The sequence below is a fragment of the Paraburkholderia aspalathi genome (assembly GCF_905220735.1).
GTDB classification, from domain to species: domain Bacteria; phylum Pseudomonadota; class Gammaproteobacteria; order Burkholderiales; family Burkholderiaceae; genus Paraburkholderia; species Paraburkholderia aspalathi.
Genome location: NZ_CAJNBA010000001.1, coordinates 182,145 through 200,349 on the forward strand (window position 1 = coordinate 182,145; position 18,205 = coordinate 200,349).

Below are 18,205 nucleotides of genomic sequence, written 5' to 3' on the forward strand. Positions count from 1 at the left end.
TGAAACGAAGCGTGAGTGTAGGTGGAGACCCTAGTAGCAACGCCCGCAATTTACGCAACAGGATTTTTCAGAATCCGCAACAATCAAATCAAGATAGGCATTAAGTCTTTATCTTTCATACGCTTATCGCAAAATGTGGATGAATGTACGCCTGCTCTGGACAAAAGTTATCCGCAACATCTCAATATTAAAGTTGTGTGAATGCAACAGCATTTAATATGCGTGACGTAATCGGGTCGGAACGTTTGAAAAGTGAGAGACATCTGATTGCTCGACAATCAGGCAATTGCGATAGGCCTAATTCGACACGAAGTAAATTTATTTCGGAAAAGCGGGAACTTAATTTAATTAATGCAGTCGTCGATTTAAGCGTCGAATATTCCGAGAAACGGATATCTGCATTAGCTGTGATTAACGCGGACCGTGAATTGCCGAACGGCTTGGTGAAGTGAAGTCAGGCGGAGTCAGACGAGGTGGAAGCCTTCAGCACGGGCGTTGCCCGGAGGTGAACTGCGGCGCCGGCCGCCGCGTGACAAGAACCCGTGCTGAAAGCGGACGGCATACATCGAACAGCCTTCCGTATTCACTTAACGGCACAGCCGTGCACTTTTTTTACACGGAGTTTCCCTTACTTCCTTGGCGCCGGTTGCCGGTCCTCCATATGGTCTGCCGTGGATCATTAGGCGTTAAGAGTCGGAGCACGCTTGCGCCAGGTTCGCCGATCTCATCTCGACGAAGAGAAGCGTGATATTGCGCGGGAACATGCGGAGATTAATAAGCGGCATATTGCCGCATCTGATATTGGATTCTCACCACAAAACAAAAAGGGTTCCGAAAACTCGGAACCCTTCTTTACATCTATGGTGGGCCGGGTCGGAGTCGAACCGACGGTGTCCTTTCGGAGGCGGATTATGAGTCCGCTGCCTGCAACCAGCACGGCGTCCGGCCCAAGAAAAAGACCCGGTCATGAAGGCCGGGCCAATTCGTTGATTGGCCGACATACTACACGAAAAAGGGGCCTTCGCAACCGCTTCGCCTAAGCGAAACAGCCCGAAGACCCCTTCAAACAGCTACATCATTTCCAACGAACGTCTGCTTCGATCAATTCCCTTCGAGGAACGACTTCAGCTTGTCCGAACGGCTCGGGTGACGCAGTTTGCGCAGCGCCTTTGCCTCGATCTGACGGATCCGTTCACGCGTCACGTCGAACTGCTTGCCGACTTCTTCGAGCGTGTGATCGGTGCTCATCTCGATACCGAAACGCATGCGCAGCACCTTCGCTTCGCGCGGCGTCAGCGAGTCGAGCACGTCCTTCACGACATCGCGCATGCTGGCATGCAGTGCAGCGTCGGCCGGCGCGACCGTGTTCGTATCTTCGATAAAGTCGCCCAGATGCGAATCGTCGTCGTCACCGATCGGCGTTTCCATCGAGATCGGCTCCTTCGCGATCTTCATGATCTTGCGGATTTTGTCTTCCGGCATTTCCATCTTCTCGGCCAGCGTTGCCGGATCCGGCTCGAGACCGGTTTCCTGCAAGATCTGACGCGAGATGCGGTTCATCTTGTTGATCGTTTCGATCATGTGAACCGGAATCCGGATCGTACGCGCCTGGTCAGCGATCGAACGCGTAATGGCCTGACGGATCCACCACGTTGCATACGTGGAGAACTTGTAGCCGCGACGATATTCGAACTTGTCCACCGCCTTCATCAAGCCGATGTTGCCTTCCTGGATCAAGTCCAGGAACTGCAGGCCACGGTTCGTGTACTTCTTCGCGATCGAGATCACGAGACGCAAGTTCGCCTCGGTCATTTCACGCTTTGCCTGACGCGCTTTCAGTTCGCCGGCCGCCATCTGGCGGTTGGTTTCCTTCAGGTCCTTCAGCGGCAGCACAACGCGCGCCTGCAAGTCCAGCAAACGCTGCTGCTGTTCGCGAATGGCCGGAATGTTACGCGTGAGGATCGCGCTATACGCGTGACCTTCACCGACGATCTTGTCGGCCCATTCCAGATCCGTTTCGCTGCCCGGGAAACGCGCGATGAATTCCGCACGCGGCATGCCGCACTTGTCGACCACCGTATGCAGAATCTGACGCTCGACCTGACGCACTTCGTCCACTTGCGCACGCAACGTGTCGCACAGACGCTCGACGGTACGCGCGGTAAAGCGGATCGTCATCAGCTCGTTCTGGATCGTTTCCTGCGCCTTCAGATACGACTTGGACTTGTAGCCTTCCTTCTCGAACGCACGACGCATCTTGTCGAACCATTCGCTGATCATGGCGAACTTCTCGAGGGACGCACGCTTGAGCGCTTCCATCTGCGCAGCGTTGGCCGTGGCTTGCGCCGCGCCGTCGTCTTCTTCCTCGTCGTCCGATTCCTCTTCCTCGACTTCCTCGTCTTCGCTTTCGATCGCTTCTGCTTCCTGCGCCGAGAAGCCGTCTGCATCTTCCGCGTTGGCGTCGATCAGGCCGTCGACCAGTTCGTCGATACGGATTTCCTCGTTCGCGACGCGCTCGGCCATTGCCAGAATGTCGGCGATCGTGGTCGGGCACGCGGAGATCGCCATCACCATGTGCTTGAGGCCGTCTTCGATCCGCTTCGCGATTTCGATTTCGCCTTCGCGCGTCAGCAGTTCGACCGTACCCATTTCACGCATGTACATGCGGACCGGGTCGGTGGTGCGGCCGAATTCGGAGTCGACGGTGGAGAGCGCGACTTCCGCTTCCTCTTCCACTTCGTCGTCTGACGAAGCAGCGGGTGCGTTGTCGTTCAACAGCAGCGTTTCAGCATCCGGCGCCTGCTCGTACACAGCCACGCCCATGTCGTTGAACGTGCTGATGATGCCTTCGATCGCCTCGGTCTCGGTGAAGTTGTCCGGGAGGTGGTCGTTGATTTCCGCGTACGTGAGGAAGCCGCGCTCCTTGCCGAGCTTGATCAACGCGCGCAGTTTGGCGCGGCGCTCTTCGAGTTCCTCGACGGTGCCAGGCTGCGACGACGCGAACGCGTCCTTCAGCAGCGCTTTTTCCTTTGCACGACGATCGCGAGCCTTGACCTTTTCCACCTTGCCGGGAACGGCCGCAGGGGTTTCTTCGCTTTGGGTTGCGTCGTCGTCGACGGGTGTTTCGTTAAGCTTTTTCGTCATGGAGTTCGTCGTACCGGCTGTAGTCTCGACTCGCGGCTGTTGGACAACAGCCGGTTGAACCGTGGATACTGGAGTCTCACGCTCTACCGCATCGTCCTGCGCGGCAGGCGCTTCCCTTGCGCTTCTGACACCCGGCCGTTTTGCGGCCGGTGGTGGTACAGCTTTCGCCGCCCTGACCGGCTCCGCTCGCGCAGCGGAAGTGGTCGAGGGTTTCTTCCCGGCAGCAGGTGTGACGCTTGCGGCAGACGTTTTTCTGGGGGAAGAAGCTAACTTGGCCTCGGTGACCTTTCTGGTCGGCTCATTCGAACCTGTGCCCGTTGCTTTTTTTCCGCCTGGTGTCTTTGCCATCGCAATCGCCTTTTCGCCTTTGCTAGGAAAACCATTGAAAAAACAAACCGCTAGAAACCTTTTATTATAGCACTCAGCTTTCTGCCATCCCGCTTACAGCCCGAGCTGCCGCTTCATCTCAGCCCGCTTCTGATTCAGGCCCGTCAGCTCCGCAAACTCCTCCGGCGTGTGCCGGGATTGCCGCGAAAGCTGCTCGAGGCGATCGCAGTAAGCGTCGTATCGCATCTTCAGAATCGCCGCTTTCAGTTCCTCTCCGACGATCCGTTCCTGCTCGCGCCGTTCCTCGATGACGGTCGCATCCTCCGGGTCCTTCAGCAGCAAATCCCGGACGTTTTCATCATAGTCTAGAATTTTGCGAAAGATTTCCTCGAAAGTTGGGGCATTTGCGCCGTTTCGCAATAGGTCGGACAGCAACTGAAACTCCGCCGAATCGCCCAGCGCACGCGCATGCGTCGTCACTTCTTCGAACAGTTCGCCGTGCCGCGTGACGCTCAGAAGCGCCTGTTCGGCTTCCTCGTCGAGCACTGCCACCGTGCGCGGATACATCACCAGATTGCGCAGCGTTTTTTCTTCGATCCCGGTCACACTGCGCCGGTCCTTGCGGGCTGGCGCCGATCGGGCGGCCGCCGCGATCCGGGCGTCGACTTCGCATAAAGCGGCGACTTCCTCGAACGGCACGTCGAGCCGGTCGGCAAACATATGCATGATCTGCGCGCGCAACGCATTGGCCGGCAGCTGCTGCAGCAGCGGCTTCGCGTCGAACAGCGCGCGGGCGCGGCCTTCCGGCTGGTCCAGCTCCTTGCCGGTCAGCACCTCATTTAGCATGAACTGCGACAGCGGCATGGCGCGCTCGACCTGCTCGGCGAACGCTTCCGTGCCGAATTCACGCACGTAGCTGTCCGGATCGTGCTCGGACGGCAAAAACAGGAACCGGATGGTCCGGTTGTCCGCCGCGTGCGGCAGGCAGGCATCCAGCGCCCGGCGCGCGGCGCGGCGCCCCGCCGAATCGCCGTCGAAGCTGAAGATGACCGTATCGGTCTGGCGCATCAGTTTCTGCACATGAATCGGCGTGCAGGCCGTGCCAAGCGTGGCGACCGCGTTCTGGAACCCCAATTGGGCCAGCGCGACCACGTCCATGTAGCCTTCGACCACCAGCACGTAATGCTGTTCGCGAATCGCCAAACGGGCCTCAAACAGCCCGTACAGCTCGCTGCCTTTGTTAAATAGAGGCGTTTCCGGCGAATTCAAATACTTGGGTTCGCCGCCGTCCAGCACGCGTCCGCCGAAGCCGATCACCTGCCCTTTCACATTGCGTATCGGGAACATGATCCGCTCGCGAAAGCGGTCGTAGCGGCGGTTCTGGCCTTGCGCGTCCGACTTTTCGCTGACGATCACAAGACCCGATTCGACCAGCGAATCATCCCGATAGTTGGGGAATGCGGGTTCGAGGTTCTGCCAGCCGTCCGGTGCATAGCCGAGGCCGAAACGGGCGGCGATCTCGCCGGTTAGGCCGCGTTTCTTCAGATACTGGATCGCGACTGGCGCGCCGCGCAGCTGCTTGCGGTAGAAATCGCAGGCAGTCTGCATGACATCGGACAGCGCCGTGGTCACCGCCTTGGACGCACCCGGCGAATACCCGCCGGAGCCTCCACCGCCGCCATAGCCCGGCGAAGGCTCGTTCGGCACGGTCAACCCGACCGATTGCGCAAGCTCGTTGACCGCCTCTGGAAACGTGGAGCCGACATGCTCCATCAGGAAGCCGATTGCCGTACCGTGCGCGCCGCAACCGAAGCAGTGATAGAACTGCTTAGTCGGACTAACCGTAAACGAAGGGCTCTTCTCGTTGTGAAACGGGCACAGCCCCATGAAGTTCGCGCCGCCCTTTTTCAACTGCACATACCGGCCGACCACGTCGACGATATCGACGCGGTTGAGCAGGTCCTGCAGGAATGACGGTGGAATCACAGTGAATGACGCTACCTAAAAAGCTCAAGGCTGTGCACGCCGTCGAACAACGGCGCGCCCAGACCGGAAATACAGGGATTACTTCGCGAGCGCGGCTTTGACTTGCGCCGAGACAGCGGTCATGTCGGCGCGGCCGGCCAACTTCGGCTTGAGCACGCCCATCACCTTGCCCATGTCCTGCGGGCCGGCAGCGCCGGTTTGCGCAACCGCGGCCTGAACTTCTGCAACGATCTCCGCTTCGGACATCTGCGCCGGCATATAGGCGGACAGGATGGCCAGTTCGGCCTTTTCCTTATCGGCCAGATCCGTGCGGCCAGCGGCTTCGAATTGGCTGATCGAGTCTTTGCGCTGCTTGATCATCTTGTCGATGACGGCGGTGATCGCCGCGTCGTCAAGGACGACGCGTTCGTCGACTTCGCGTTGCTTGACCGCCGCGAGCAGCAGCCGGATCGTGCCGAGACGCTCGGTCTCACGCGCCCGCATGGCCGCTTTCATGTCGTCGTTGATCTGGTCCTTGAGGCTCATCACTCACCTGAATGCGTTGAAAATTTAAAAACCGGCCGCTTACGGCACCCATGCGCCGTACCAGTACGCTGCATCCAACACAAACGCCCGCTTGGGACTGCTTCCTCAAGCGGGTTGGCGCAATTTTGCGTAGTGGATGCGACCCTGCCGGCTGGCCCGAAGGGCCGTGTTTTCCGCGATGGCACCTGCTGTGCCGTCACCGTTGGATGTCGCCGCTCCGTTCAACGGGAACCGCGGCAACGCCAGAATCAGTAGAACTTCTTTGGCAGCATCTGGCCACGCAGACGCTTGAAATGACGCTTAACCGCAGCCGCCTTCTTGCGCTTGCGCTCAGCCGTAGGCTTTTCGTAAAACTCCCGGGCGCGAAGTTCCGTTAGCAGCCCGTTTTTCTCCATCGTGCGCTTGAAGCGGCGCATGGCAACTTCAAACGGCTCGTTGTCTTTTACGTGGATGGTCGTCATTTTTCAATAACGGAACTTTGTAAAGGTTCAGGAGTATAGCAGAGCTTTCTCACAAAGCCATCGCGCCGTCAAGCCCCTAAAACGTACTCTGCGGACGCCTGGCCGGCCGCCACGCCGGAGGCCCACGCCCACTGGAAATTGTAGCCGCCGAGCCAGCCAGTCACGTCGACCGCCTCGCCGATGAAGTACAAACCCGGCGTGCGGGCGCTCATCATCGTCGCCGACGACAGGTCACGCGTATCGATGCCACCGCGCGTGACTTCAGCCTTGCGGTAGCCTTCGGTGCCGTTCGGGGTGAGCGTCCAGCGCGACAAGGCCTCACCGATGCGGCGCAGCGTCTTGTCCGGCAGATCGGCCACGCGCGCTTCGGCGGGAATCTGGTGGGTTTCCAGCCAGACGTGGGCGAGCCGTTGCGGCACCCATTCCGAGAGCAGATTGGCGATCTGGCGCTTCGTGCCGGTTTTGGCTTCCAGCAATGCGGTGGTGGCGTCCTGCTCGGGCAGCAAATTGATGTGAATCGGCTCGCCGGGCTGCCAGTAGCTCGAAATCTGCAGAACCCCCGGGCCCGACAGGCCGCGGTGCGTGAGCAGCAGATCCTCGTTGAATTCGGCACCGGTCTTCTTGTTGCCGGTCGCCAGTTGGACCTCGAGCGACACGCCGGAGAGCGCCGAGAACGGCTCCCAGTCGGCCGGAGCAAAGGTCAGCGGAACCAGCGCAGGGCGCGTGTCGATCAGCTTGTGGCCGAATTGCTTGGCGAGACGGTAGGCGAAATCAGTCGCGCCGATCTTGGGGATCGACAGGCCGCCGGTCGCCACTACGAGCGCGCGGGCCGTGATCGGACCCGAGTGGGTGTCCAGCGTGAACCGTCCTTCGGCGTCATGCCGCACCTGTTCGACCGTGAGCGGCGTGCGCCACGCGACGCGGCCCGCGCCGCACTCGTTCTTCAGCACATTGATGACCGCGTCGCTCGACTGGTCGCAGAACAGCTGCCCCTTGTGCTTCTCGTGCCACGTCACGTGATGGCGCTTAAGCAGCGCCATGAAGTCACGCGGCGTATAGCGCGCCAGCGCCGAGCGGCAAAAATGAGGATTGGCCGACAGATAGTTGGCCGGCCCGGCATACAGATTCGTGAAATTACACCGGCCGCCGCCGGAAATGCGGATTTTCTCCGCGAGTCGCTGCGAGTGGTCGATCAGCACCACGCGACGGCCGAGTTGCCCGGCCACGGCCGCGCACATCATGCCGGCCGCACCCGCGCCGATCACTGCGATATCGAAGGATTCCATGGGGCCGCATTGTACCTGCGCGCCTGCGGCCGCCTGCGCGCGCTGCTATACTTTCAGGCTTGCCTTTTCACTTTTGGACGCCGGAGCGGCTTCGCTCCCGTGCCCGCTCCAACCCACCCGCGACCCACCCATCATGCTCGTTCTCGGCATCGAAAGCTCCTGCGACGAAACCGGTCTCGCGCTCTACGACACAGAGCGCGGCCTGCTCGCGCACGCGCTGCATTCGCAAATTGCGATGCACCGGGAGTACGGTGGCGTGGTGCCGGAATTGGCGTCGCGCGACCATATCCGGCGTGCACTGCCGCTGCTCGAAGAGGTGATGGAACGCGCAGGCACGGCGCGCGGCGACATCGACGCGATCGCCTATACGCAAGGCCCCGGCCTCGCGGGCGCGCTGCTGGTCGGCGCGAGCGTGGCGAATTCGCTGGCCATGGCGTGGGACAAGCCGACCATCGGCATTCACCACCTCGAAGGGCATTTGCTGTCGCCGTTGCTGGTGGACGAGCCGCCGCCTTTTCCGTTCGTCGCACTGCTGGTGTCGGGCGGTCATACGCAGTTGATGCGCGTCACGGATGTGGGCGTCTACGAGACGCTCGGCGAAACGCTGGACGACGCGGCCGGCGAAGCTTTCGACAAAACCGCCAAGCTGCTGGGCCTCGGTTATCCGGGCGGCCCGGAAGTGTCGCGAATGGCGGAATTCGGCACGCCCGGCGCAGTGGTCCTGCCGCGTCCCATGCTGCATTCCGGCGACCTCGATTTCAGCTTCAGCGGGCTGAAGACCGCTGTTCTCACGCACGCGAAGAAGCTCGGCGGCGCGAATATTTGCGAGCAGGCAAAAGCGGATCTGGCGCGCGGTTTCGTCGACGCAGCCGTGGAAGTGCTGGCGGCGAAATCGCTGGCCGCGCTCAAACGGACCAAGCTTAATCGGCTGGTGGTGGCAGGCGGTGTCGGCGCGAACCGGCAACTGCGCGAAGCCCTTTCCGCCGCGGCGAAGAAGCGCAATTTCTTTGTGCACTACCCGGATTTATCGCTGTGTACGGACAACGGCGCGATGATCGCGTTGGCCGGCGCATTGCGATTGCAACGCTGGCCCGATCAATCGGGCAAAGACTACGCATTCACCGTGAAGCCGCGCTGGGATTTGACTTCCCTCGCACGCTGAACCCGCAACGAGGCCGCAACGCCCTTCGCATACCGGGCCACACGATGACAATGGCAACGCCATAGAAAAAGCCGCTTCGAAAGCGGCTTTTTCTATTTGCGGCAAGCGAGAAGGCAGAGTGTGATCACGCCACCCGCTTATCCCGCTCGATCACGGCATACGCGCTGTGATTGTGAATCGATTCGAAGTTCTCAGCTTCGAGCACATACGCGACGATGCGCTCGTCCGCATTCAGACGTTGCGCAACGTCACGCACCAGGTCTTCGACGAACTTAGGATTTTCATAGGCACGTTCGGTGACGAACTTCTCGTCCGGACGCTTGAGCAAGCCCCACAGTTCACACGAAGCCTCTTCTTCCGCGATACGAACCAGCTCTTCCACCGCCACGTCGCCCGCCAGCTCCGCGTTGATCGTGACATGCGAGCGCTGATTGTGCGCGCCGTACTGCGAAATCTTCTTCGAGCATGGGCACAGGCTCGTGACCGGCACCAGCACCTTCAGGAACAGACGCGTCGCGCCGTTGCGGGTCTCGCCCGTCAACGTCACTTCGTAGTCGAGCAGACTTTGCACGCCCGACACCGGCGCGGTCTTATTCACGAAGTACGGGAACGACACTTCGATCCGGCCCGCCTCGGCCTCGAGTTTTTCCAGCATCGCGGCGAGCATGGTGCGGAACGTGGCCGCCTCGAGCGGCGCCTTGTTCTCTTCGAGCAGCGCAACGAAGCGCGACATGTGCGTGCCCTTCTGATCGGCGGGCAGATGCACGTCGAGATTCCACGTGCCCACGGAAGGCTGCACTTCGCCGCCTTGCGTGCGCACCGTCAACGGATGGCGCACTGCCTTGACGCCGACTCGTTGAATCGGAATCTGACGCGTATCGGGCGTGCTCTGCACGTCGGGCATCACAAAGGCGGGATTCATCTGGTTCATATTCTTGTCCTTTCAGGAAACGCCGGGCCGTCCCATGTTTTCCGCTCCGCGGGAAGTCCCCCGCTCCGAAGGAAGCCCCTTCAAGGATTGGAGGATCGCCCCATTGGCGGGTGTCGCAAAGCGACACGTTTGAGGGCACTCAGCGGCCGTGCGCATCAAGTCGCGCAATGGCAAACGCCGGCCCCTGCCGGCGTTGGATGATGGACCCGAAGGTCCATCGACTCAAGTTGGAGATTGCTATGGCCGCTATAGCCGCGGCGTAGCGCACGGCAGTGCAGCTGAACGACTCAGCCATTCCACGCAGCTAAGTGAAGCAACTAAGTGCCGCAATCAAGCGACGCGCTTCACCGAGGATTGGCCAGCGACCGCGCCGCTGGAAAGAAAGCGTTCGCGAATCGACTTGGCGATGCCCGCTGCGTCCAGACCGCAGGCGGCGAGCAACTTGGCCGGATCCCCATGATCGATGAAGCGATCCGGAAGGCCCAATTGTAGTACGGGCCGGATAACCCCACTCTCAAGCAGGGCTTCGACACACGCCGATCCCGCGCCGCCCATCACGCAGCCTTCTTCGACCGTAACGATCGCGTCGTGCGTTTCGGCCAGCTGGCGGACCAGTTCGGCGTCCAGCGGCTTTACGAAGCGCATGTTCGCCACCGTGGCGTCCAGTTGCTCAGCGGCCGCCAGCGATGGCGCAACCATCGTGCCGAATGCCAGAATCGCAATCCGCTTGCCGGCCGGTTGCGACGTTTCGCGACGGATCTCGCCCTTGCCGAGCGGCAGCGCCGTCATTTGCTTGACCGTTGCCACGCCCGTGCCGGCGCCGCGCGGATAGCGCACTGCCGTCGGGTTCGGCTGCTGCAATGCCGTGTAGAGCATCTGGCGACATTCGTTTTCGTCCGACGCAGCCATCACCGTCATGTTCGGGATGCAGCGCATGAACGCCAGATCGTAAGCACCCGCGTGCGTGGCCCCGTCCGCGCCGACCAGACCCGCACGGTCGATGGCGAACACCACCGGCAGGTTCTGCAGCGCGACGTCGTGGATCAGCTGGTCATAAGCACGTTGCAGGAAGGTCGAGTAAATCGCGACCACCGGCTTCATGCCGTCGGCAGCCAGGCCGCCGGCGAACGTCACTGCGTGCTGCTCGGCGATGCCGACGTCGAAGTAACGATCCGGGAAGCGCTTCTCGAACTCGACCATGCCCGAGCCTTCACGCATTGCCGGCGTAATGCCGACCACGCGCGCGTCCAGCTCGGCCGCGTCGCACAGCCATTCGCCAAACACCTGCGTGTACGTCTTTTTCGACGGCGTGGTGGCGGGCTTGATGCCCTCAGCCGGATTGAACTTGCCCGGGCCGTGATACAGCACCGGATCGGCCTCAGCCAGCTTGTAGCCCTGGCCCTTCTTCGTGACCACGTGCAGGAATTGCGGACCGCGCAGTTCCTTGATGTTCTGCAGCGTCGGGATCAGCGAATCGAGGTCGTGACCGTCGATCGGGCCGATGTAGTTGAAACCGAACTCTTCGAACAGCGTGGCCGGCACGATCATGCCCTTCGCGTGCTCTTCGAGCTTGCGGGCCAGGTCGAGCATAGGCGGCGCGACACGCAGCACACGTTCGACGCCCGCACGCGCGGCGGCGTAGAAGCGGCCCGACATCAGGCGCGCCAGATGGCGATTCAGCGCGCCGACCGGCGGCGAAATCGACATATCGTTATCGTTCAGAATGACCAGCAGCGGCACGTCGTCTTCGACGCCGGCGTTGTTCATCGCTTCGAAGGCCATGCCGGCCGTCATCGCGCCGTCGCCGATCACGGCGATGCCCATCCGGTTCTCGCCCTGCAGCTTGCTGGCAACGGCCATGCCGAGCGCGGCCGAGATCGACGTGCTGGAGTGCGCAGTGCCGAAAGTGTCGTATTCCGACTCGTCGCGCTTCGGGAAGCCCGAGATGCCACCAAGCTGACGCAGCGTGTGCATCTTGTCGCGGCGGCCCGTCAGGATCTTGTGCGGGTAGGTTTGATGGCCGACATCCCACACGATCCGATCGCGCGGCGTGTCGAACACGTAATGCAGAGCAATGGTCAACTCGACCGTGCCGAGGTTGGACGAAAGATGGCCGCCCGTCTGCGATACGCTGTCGAGCACGAAGGCACGCAACTCGTCGGCAAGCGGTTGCAATTGGCGGCGATCGAGGCGGCGCAAGGCTGCCGGGTCGTCGATAGTTTTCAGCAAGTCGTACATCGTCGTTCCATTGTAGGAAAACTTACGCGCCCGCACTTCATACATGCACCCCGTAGCAAAGGTGCGCGGCGGCGGGCTTTCGCGTTCAGCTAACCCGGTTCACCACCAGGTCGGCCAATTCGGCAAGACGCTGCGCGCGCGCACCAAACGGCGCAATCGCAGCGTGGGCGTCGCTGCGCAGTTGCGCTGCGAGCGCACGCGACGCATCTAGCCCAATAATCGACACGTAGGTCGGCTTGCCGTCCTTCGCGTCTTTACCTGCTGTCTTGCCAAGCGTTGCGGAATCGGTCGTGACGTCGAGAATATCGTCGACGACCTGAAACGCGAGGCCTACGGCGGCCGCATATGCGTCAAGCGAACGCATGGCGTCCGCATTCGGCGTTTCGCCCGCCAGCGCGCCCATGCGCACCGCGGCACGCAACAAGGCGCCGGTTTTCATCCGGTGCATGGTTTCGAGTTGCGGGCGCGTCAGCGTATGGCCGACGCTCGCGAGATCGATAGCCTGGCCGCCGCACATGCCGACCGAGCCGCTCGCCAAGGCCAGTTCACGCACCAGCGCGGCCTGCTGCGCCGGCGCCAGCACGTCCGACGTCAGCGCAACGAACGCCTGCGCTTGCAGCGCGTCGCCGACCAGCAGCGCCGTGGCTTCGTCATACTTGACGTGTACTGTGGGCTTGCCGCGACGCAGCGCGTCGTCGTCCATGCAGGGCATGTCGTCGTGCACGAGCGAGTACACGTGGATCATTTCCAGCGCCGCCGCGGCCGCGTCCAGGCACTCGGCGCGCGCGCCGGTCAGTTCGCCGGCCGCGTGGCACAGCAGCGGGCGCACCCGCTTGCCACCGCCCAGCACGGCGTAGCGCATGGCTTCATGCAGTTTGGCCGGCTCAGTCGCTTCCGTGGGCAGGTAGTGTTCTAGTGCCGATTCGACACGTTCGAGTACCGAGCGTGTCCATTGTTCGAATGTCATAGGTCGTCCCCGCTTTCAGTAGCGGCTGTGCCTGCGCTATTCATAGGCAGCGGCTTCAGCGTCTCGCCATCGAGCACGCGCACCTGTTGCTCGACCTTCTCGAGCTGCTGCTGGCAAAACGCGACGAGCGCCGCACCGCGCCGGTAGGCGGTGAGCGATTCCTCGAGGCTGAGATTGCCGCCTTCCATGCGCGCCACCAACCCTTCCAGCTCAGCCTGGGCGGCCTCGTAGTTCTCGGGCAACGGCGTGGTATCGACGCCTTCAGCAGGCGCGGCAGCAGTATCTTTCGACGCGGTCTTCGCCATGAATAGTCGCAAAATTAAAACAAGTCGGACATTCTACGGCAAAAGCGACATTTCCGATCCCATCGCCAGCCCGCGCCCCGCCTTTGCCCTTCGCGCCCGCCTCTCAGTCTCGCAGAAAAAAAACGATTGGTCTGCGGCGAAAACCTTGAACTTCCTTGACATTTTTGACCCAAATCAGGCACTTAAGCGCCCCGAGGAGGGGGAATCGGGTATAATCGCGGGCTCCCTAAATCGAATCTATCGATGGTTGGGTTGTTCACTGCTTTCACGTCTTCACGGGAGTGGGAATGTCCAATCTGAGCAATGCATTGCAGTTGCGGTCTGTCCACAGCCAGCTGCCAGTCACGGCTTACTTTGACGAAGCGCTTCTAACGCGCGAAATCGACACCCTTTTCAAGAAAGGTCCTCGCTACATCGGCCACGATCTCATGGTGCCCGAAGCGGGAAATTATTTTGCTCTGCCCAGCGAGAGCGAAGGGCGTGTGCTCGTCCGTAACCAGCAGTCGCAAGTCGAACTGCTGTCGAACGTCTGCCGCCACCGGCAAGCCATCATGCTCAACGGCCGCGGCCAGACGGAGAACATCGTCTGCCCCCTGCATCGCTGGACGTACGACCTGAACGGCCAGCTCCTCGGCGCACCTCATTTTGCGGATAACCCCTGCCTGAATCTCGGCGCCACGCCGCTGCAGAACTGGCAAGGCCTGCTGTTCGAAGCACAGGGGCGCGACGTCGCGCGGGATCTGGCGCGCCTCGGCACCAAGCAACACTTCGATTTTTCGGGCTTCATGTTCGATCACGTCGAAGTGCACGAGTGCAATTACAACTGGAAGTCCTTCATTGAGGTCTATCTGGAGGACTACCACGTCGCGCCGTTCCATCCGGGCCTCGGCAGCTTCGTCAACTGCGATGATCTGACGTGGGAATTCGGCGAGTGGTACAGCGTGCAGACGGTCGGCGTCCACAAGGATCTGGAGCAGCCGGGCAGCCCGACGTACCGTAAATGGCACGACGAGGTGCTGCGCTTCCGCGGCGGCAATCCGCCCGATTTCGGCGCGATCTGGATGGTGTACTACCCCGGCATCATGATCGAGTGGTATCCGCACGTGCTGGTCGTGTCGTGGCTGATTCCGCGCGGTCCACAGAAAACCACCAATGTGGTGGAGTTCTATTACCCTGAAGAAATCGCGCTGTTCGAACGCGAGTTCGTCGAAGCCGAGCGCGCCGCCTATATGGAAACGGCCCGCGAAGACGACGAGATCGCCGAACGCATGGACGCCGGCCGCCGCGCGCTGATGGAACGCGGCGAATCGCAGGTCGGCCCGTATCAGAGCCCGATGGAAGACGGCATGCAGCACTTCCACGAGTTCCTGCGGCGTGAACTCGGCGCGATCTGATTCGCGCGGTCCGCATCAAAACATGGAAGACGGGCTTCGGCCCGTCTTTTTTTGTTTAGACTATCAGTATCGTTCGGCCATTCGCTAACGGCCTCAAGCCGCCCGCGTGAGCGCCGCAACCATCTTGCATGGGACTGGAGACGTCATGCCCCACACTCACTACACCACTCTCATCTCCGCGACAAACCTCGCGGAACGGCTGGCCGCCGCGCCGGGCAGCGTGTTCGTCATCGATTGCCGTTTCGATCTGGCGGACACCGAGGCAGGCGAAAAAGCCTATCTGGCCGGGCATTTGCCGGGCGCGCATTATCTGAACCTCGATCGCGATCTGTCGGGGCCGAAGAACGGCCACAATGGTCGCCATCCGTTGCCGGATCGTGCACGGCTGGTGGAGACGCTGGAGTCGCGCGGGCTCAAGCAGGGTCAGCAAGTGGTCGCGTATGACGCGCAAGGTGGCATGTACGCCGCGCGCGCATGGTGGCTGCTGCGCTGGCTCGGTCACGATGCGGTGGCGCTGCTCGACGGCGGACTGCAAGCCTGGGAAGCGGCCGGTAAGCCGCTGACGCAGGACGCTCCGGCACAAAACACCGGCGACTTCAAAGCGGGTGCGCCACTTTCGGTAACTGTCGACGCGCAGACCGTCGAGCGCAACCTCGGTACGAAAGAACGCGTCGTGGTCGATGCGCGTGCGAACGATCGCTATCGCGGTGAAAACGAAGCGCTGGATCGCGTCGGCGGCCATATTCCTGGCGCACTCAACCGGTTCTTCAAGGACAACCTCACCGCCGACGGCCGCTACAAGCCGGCGCACACGCTGCGTGAGGAATTCCATGCGTTGCTGGGCGACACGTCGCCGGAACACGTCGTGCTGCAATGCGGCTCGGGCGTAACGGCGTGCGTGAACGCGCTCGCGATGGAGATTGCCGGCATGCATGGCGCGGCGCTGTACGCGGGATCGTGGAGCGAATGGAGTTCTGATCCGAAGCGGCCGGTTGCAACGGGCCCGAATCCTTAAGCAGCCCGTCAAGCAGGACGATTAGTATTAGGCCGTGGCCGCTGGAAAGCGGCCACGGCCTTTTTGCATCCTTCTAGCCGAGCGCATCGGCACGCCGTTATGGCGCGTCAACTGACGGTATCGAACTGGCGCCCTCAGGCGACTCCGTGCTGCTTGAACCACACCAGCGCCCGGCGCCAGCCATCCTCGGCATCGGCTTTCTTGTAACTCGGCCGGTAATCCGCGAAGAACGCGTGGCCCGCGTCGTCGTACACGACGAATTGCGAGCCGCGCCCCGCCTGTGGGCCCTGCGCGATGGCGTGTTTCATCTGTTCGAGCGTGTCTTGCGGAATGCTTTGATCTTGCAAGCCGTATAGACCCAGAACCGGCGCGTGCAACTGCGCCACTTCATCGAGCGGATTGGCCGGGGTCATCGCGGTTTTCTGGCCTGTTACGCGTCCGTACCAAGCCACGCCCGCCTTCAGCCGCGGATTGTGTTCGGCATATAGCCACGCGATCCGCCCGCCCCAGCAGAAGCCGTTCACACCCAGCCGGTTCAGATCGCCGCCGTGTTCGCCCGCCCAGGCGACAGTTGCGTCGAGGTCGCCCAGGACCTGGTCGTCCGGCACCTTGCTGACCAGTTGCTCGTTGAGTTGCTGCATGCTCGTGTAAACAGTCGGATCGCCCTGCCGCTCGTACAGGTTCGGCGCGATCGCCAGATAACCCTGTTTGGCGAAACGCCGGCACACGTCGGCGATATGCTCGTGCACGCCGAAAATCTCATGCACGACGATGATCACCGGCAAGTGCGTCTTGCCCTTGGGCTGCGCGCGATACGCCGGCACCAGCGTGTCGCCGGAACGCACCGCGATCTCGCCGGCTTCAAGACCGTCGCTATCGGTACGGATGGTTTGCGCCGACACTGGCATCACGGCCGCGGCGAAACCGGTGCCGAGCGCGGCTTTAATGAAGGTGCGTCGATTGAAGGGAACGTGCGGGACCAGGCTGTCGATATCGGGTTTCAGCATGCGGCGCTCCTCGTGTGAAGGTTGGAGGCAACAGGATACGCTTCACCCGCATCCTGTTGCAGATGCAACCTTCTCGAGCACAGTCAGCTTTCAGTGCAGCTTGACCCGCGGCAGCGTGGTGCGCCGCAACCAGTGCGCGAAGGTGTCGAGCACCATCCGAGCGTAGCCGTGCAGCGCCGCGATATGCAGCCGGTACAGCGACATATACATGAAGCGCGCGAACAGCCCTTCAATCAGCATATTGCCGCCGATCACGCCGCCCATCAGATTGCCGACCGCACTGAAGTGCCCGAGCGACACCAGCGAGCCGAAGTCGCGATAGGTAAACTCAGGCAGCGGCTTATTCTCGAGCCGTGCCGCAAGCGCCTTCAACAGGAAGCTCGCCTGCTGGTGAGCCGCTTGCGCACGCGGCGGCACGTTGCGTTCGTTGCCCGGCCATGGGCAAGCCGCACAATCGCCGAGCGCGAAGATGTTGTCGTCGACTTCGGTTTGCAGCGTGCGGCGCACGATGAGTTGCCCCAGACGATTGACCGGCAGGCCGTCGAGTTCGCTCAGGATGGCGGGCGCCTTGATGCCTGCCGCCCATACCGTCAGATCGGCGCGCACAGTTTTGCCGCTGGCCGTGCGGATCATGCCCGGAGCGACCTCGGCCACGGTCTCGCCGATCATCAGTTTTACGCCGAGCTTGGTGAGCAATTCGGCGGTGGCCGTCGATACACGCTCCTGCAAGGCCGGCAAAATGCGCGGTCCCGCCTCGATCAGCACGATGCCGACGTCGTGCCGCGGATCGAGCTTATGCAAACCGTACGCAGACAATACCTGGGCCGTATTGCGCAACTCAGCCGAGAGTTCGACGCCCGTCGCACCGCCGCCGACGATCGCCACCTGGATGCGCGGCTCAGTAGAGGTCGACGACGTACCCGGGCCCGATTCGACCGGTTCATGCACCTGGTGTTCCGCGCGCATACAGGCCGCGATAAGGCGTTTGCGGAAGCGCTCCGCCTGGCTGACTGTGTCGAGCGCGAGAGAGAACTCCGACGCGCCTTTCACGCCGAAGAACGCCGTGGTGCTGCCAATCGCGATGATCAGCGTGTCGTATTCGAGTTCGCGCGCGGGCAGCAATTCGGCGCCGTCGTCGTCGAGCACGGTACCGAGCGTGAGGCGCTTGTTCGCGCGGTCCAGACCGGTCAGATCGCCCTGCTGGAACTCAAAGCCGTGCCAGCGCGCCTGCGCCGCATATTCGAGTTCCTGGGTGAACGGGTCCATGCTGCCGGCTGCCACTTCATGCAGCAGCGGCTTCCAGATATGGGTTGGATTACGGTCGACGAGCGTCACTTGCGCGTGCACGCCGCCCTTGTTCTTGTGGGGTGCATAGCGGTCGCCCAGGCGCGTCGCCAGTTCCAGTCCCCCCGCACCCCCGCCAACGACGATAAAACGATGCATTGAACTCTCCGTAT

14 protein-coding genes and 1 tRNA gene are annotated in these 18,205 nt (G+C 61.7%); 3 read left to right on the forward strand and 12 right to left on the reverse strand.

Features of this window, described 5'->3' with window-relative positions; translation table 11 throughout:
* Positions 1-861: 861 nt before the first annotated feature.
* From KHO30_RS00765 to KHO30_RS00790, 6 genes are all read right to left on the reverse strand, one after another.
* Positions 862-949: transfer RNA gene (locus KHO30_RS00765), tRNA-Ile, on the reverse strand.
* Between the two features lie 152 nt (positions 950-1,101).
* Positions 1,102-3,492, reverse strand: a complete 2,391-nt coding sequence (gene rpoD, locus KHO30_RS00770) for an RNA polymerase sigma factor RpoD (RefSeq protein WP_093635004.1) — start codon at positions 3,490-3,492, stop codon at positions 1,102-1,104.
* Positions 3,493-3,585: 93 nt separating this feature from the next.
* Complete coding sequence (gene dnaG / locus KHO30_RS00775; RefSeq protein WP_093635003.1) at positions 3,586-5,457, reverse strand: DNA primase; 1,872 nt, start codon at positions 5,455-5,457, stop codon at positions 3,586-3,588.
* Positions 5,458-5,535: 78 nt separating this feature from the next.
* Positions 5,536-5,982 (reverse strand): GatB/YqeY domain-containing protein, encoded by a 447-nt coding sequence (locus KHO30_RS00780; RefSeq protein ID WP_054034833.1) that lies wholly within the window; start codon positions 5,980-5,982, stop codon positions 5,536-5,538.
* Positions 5,983-6,230: 248 nt separating this feature from the next.
* The gene (gene rpsU, locus KHO30_RS00785; protein WP_054034832.1) at positions 6,231-6,443 is read right to left on the reverse strand and encodes a 30S ribosomal protein S21; all 213 of its coding nucleotides are present in this window, start codon (positions 6,441-6,443) and stop codon (positions 6,231-6,233) included.
* A gap of 68 nt (positions 6,444-6,511) precedes the next feature.
* On the reverse strand, positions 6,512-7,729 hold the full coding sequence (locus tag KHO30_RS00790) for a BaiN/RdsA family NAD(P)/FAD-dependent oxidoreductase (protein WP_211699758.1): 1,218 nt from the start codon (positions 7,727-7,729) through the stop codon (positions 6,512-6,514).
* 133 nt (positions 7,730-7,862) lie between these two features.
* Between KHO30_RS00790 and tsaD the strand changes: the two genes are divergently transcribed.
* Positions 7,863-8,891, forward strand: coding sequence for a tRNA (adenosine(37)-N6)-threonylcarbamoyltransferase complex transferase subunit TsaD (gene tsaD / locus KHO30_RS00795; protein ID WP_211699759.1), 1,029 nt, complete (start codon positions 7,863-7,865; stop codon positions 8,889-8,891).
* A gap of 124 nt (positions 8,892-9,015) precedes the next feature.
* Here the strand turns inward: tsaD and folE2 are convergent, their stop codons facing one another.
* The 4 genes from folE2 to KHO30_RS00815 form a co-directional block, all read right to left on the reverse strand.
* On the reverse strand, positions 9,016-9,822 hold the full coding sequence (folE2, locus tag KHO30_RS00800; protein WP_200570582.1) for a GTP cyclohydrolase FolE2: 807 nt from the start codon (positions 9,820-9,822) through the stop codon (positions 9,016-9,018).
* 330 nt (positions 9,823-10,152) lie between these two features.
* Positions 10,153-12,060, reverse strand: a complete 1,908-nt coding sequence (gene dxs, locus KHO30_RS00805; protein WP_093634999.1) for a 1-deoxy-D-xylulose-5-phosphate synthase — start codon at positions 12,058-12,060, stop codon at positions 10,153-10,155.
* Between the two features lie 85 nt (positions 12,061-12,145).
* Positions 12,146-13,027 carry a polyprenyl synthetase family protein gene (locus tag KHO30_RS00810; RefSeq protein ID WP_093634998.1) on the reverse strand — a complete coding sequence of 294 codons (882 nt, stop codon included), beginning with the start codon at positions 13,025-13,027 and terminating at the stop codon, positions 12,146-12,148.
* On the reverse strand, positions 13,024-13,332 hold the full coding sequence (locus KHO30_RS00815) for an exodeoxyribonuclease VII small subunit (protein ID WP_054034828.1): 309 nt from the start codon (positions 13,330-13,332) through the stop codon (positions 13,024-13,026). The genes KHO30_RS00810 and KHO30_RS00815 overlap by 4 nt, the downstream gene beginning before the upstream one ends.
* 287 nt (positions 13,333-13,619) lie before the next feature.
* On the opposite strand from KHO30_RS00815, the gene KHO30_RS00820 reads away from it, so the two are divergent.
* Both KHO30_RS00820 and KHO30_RS00825 read left to right on the forward strand, forming a co-directional pair.
* Entirely contained in the window at positions 13,620-14,726 is a 1,107-nt protein-coding gene (locus KHO30_RS00820) for an aromatic ring-hydroxylating oxygenase subunit alpha (RefSeq protein ID WP_211699760.1), read from the forward strand.
* A gap of 145 nt (positions 14,727-14,871) precedes the next feature.
* Positions 14,872-15,741, forward strand: a complete 870-nt coding sequence (locus tag KHO30_RS00825) for a sulfurtransferase (RefSeq protein WP_211699761.1) — start codon at positions 14,872-14,874, stop codon at positions 15,739-15,741.
* 134 nt (positions 15,742-15,875) lie between these two features.
* On the opposite strand, the gene KHO30_RS00830 is transcribed toward KHO30_RS00825, so the two are convergent.
* Positions 15,876-16,748 carry a dienelactone hydrolase family protein gene (locus KHO30_RS00830; RefSeq protein WP_211699762.1) on the reverse strand — a complete coding sequence of 291 codons (873 nt, stop codon included), beginning with the start codon at positions 16,746-16,748 and terminating at the stop codon, positions 15,876-15,878.
* Between the two features lie 90 nt (positions 16,749-16,838).
* Complete coding sequence (locus KHO30_RS00835; RefSeq protein WP_211699763.1) at positions 16,839-18,191, reverse strand: NAD(P)/FAD-dependent oxidoreductase; 1,353 nt, start codon at positions 18,189-18,191, stop codon at positions 16,839-16,841.
* Between the last annotated feature and the right edge of the window lie 14 nt (positions 18,192-18,205).

Bases quoted from the DNA above. Each gene is read 5' to 3' on its own strand.
- rpsU (WP_054034832.1), bottom strand. From the start codon at position 6,443: ATGACGACCATCCACGTAAAAGACAACGAGCCGTTTGAAGTTGCCATG.
- KHO30_RS00815 (WP_054034828.1), bottom strand. From the start codon at position 13,332: ATGGCGAAGACCGCGTCGAAAGATACTGCTGCCGCGCCTGCTGAAGGC.
- KHO30_RS00825 (WP_211699761.1), top strand. From the start codon at position 14,872: ATGCCCCACACTCACTACACCACTCTCATCTCCGCGACAAACCTCGCG.
- rpoD (WP_093635004.1), bottom strand. From the start codon at position 3,492: ATGGCAAAGACACCAGGCGGAAAAAAAGCAACGGGCACAGGTTCGAAT.
- KHO30_RS00835 (WP_211699763.1), bottom strand. From the start codon at position 18,191: ATGCATCGTTTTATCGTCGTTGGCGGGGGTGCGGGGGGACTGGAACTG.
- folE2 (WP_200570582.1), bottom strand. From the start codon at position 9,822: ATGAACCAGATGAATCCCGCCTTTGTGATGCCCGACGTGCAGAGCACG.
- KHO30_RS00820 (WP_211699760.1), top strand. From the start codon at position 13,620: ATGTCCAATCTGAGCAATGCATTGCAGTTGCGGTCTGTCCACAGCCAG.
- dxs (WP_093634999.1), bottom strand. From the start codon at position 12,060: ATGTACGACTTGCTGAAAACTATCGACGACCCGGCAGCCTTGCGCCGC.
- KHO30_RS00780 (WP_054034833.1), bottom strand. From the start codon at position 5,982: ATGAGCCTCAAGGACCAGATCAACGACGACATGAAAGCGGCCATGCGG.
- KHO30_RS00830 (WP_211699762.1), bottom strand. From the start codon at position 16,748: ATGCTGAAACCCGATATCGACAGCCTGGTCCCGCACGTTCCCTTCAAT.
- KHO30_RS00810 (WP_093634998.1), bottom strand. From the start codon at position 13,027: ATGACATTCGAACAATGGACACGCTCGGTACTCGAACGTGTCGAATCG.
- KHO30_RS00790 (WP_211699758.1), bottom strand. From the start codon at position 7,729: ATGGAATCCTTCGATATCGCAGTGATCGGCGCGGGTGCGGCCGGCATG.
- tsaD (WP_211699759.1), top strand. From the start codon at position 7,863: ATGCTCGTTCTCGGCATCGAAAGCTCCTGCGACGAAACCGGTCTCGCG.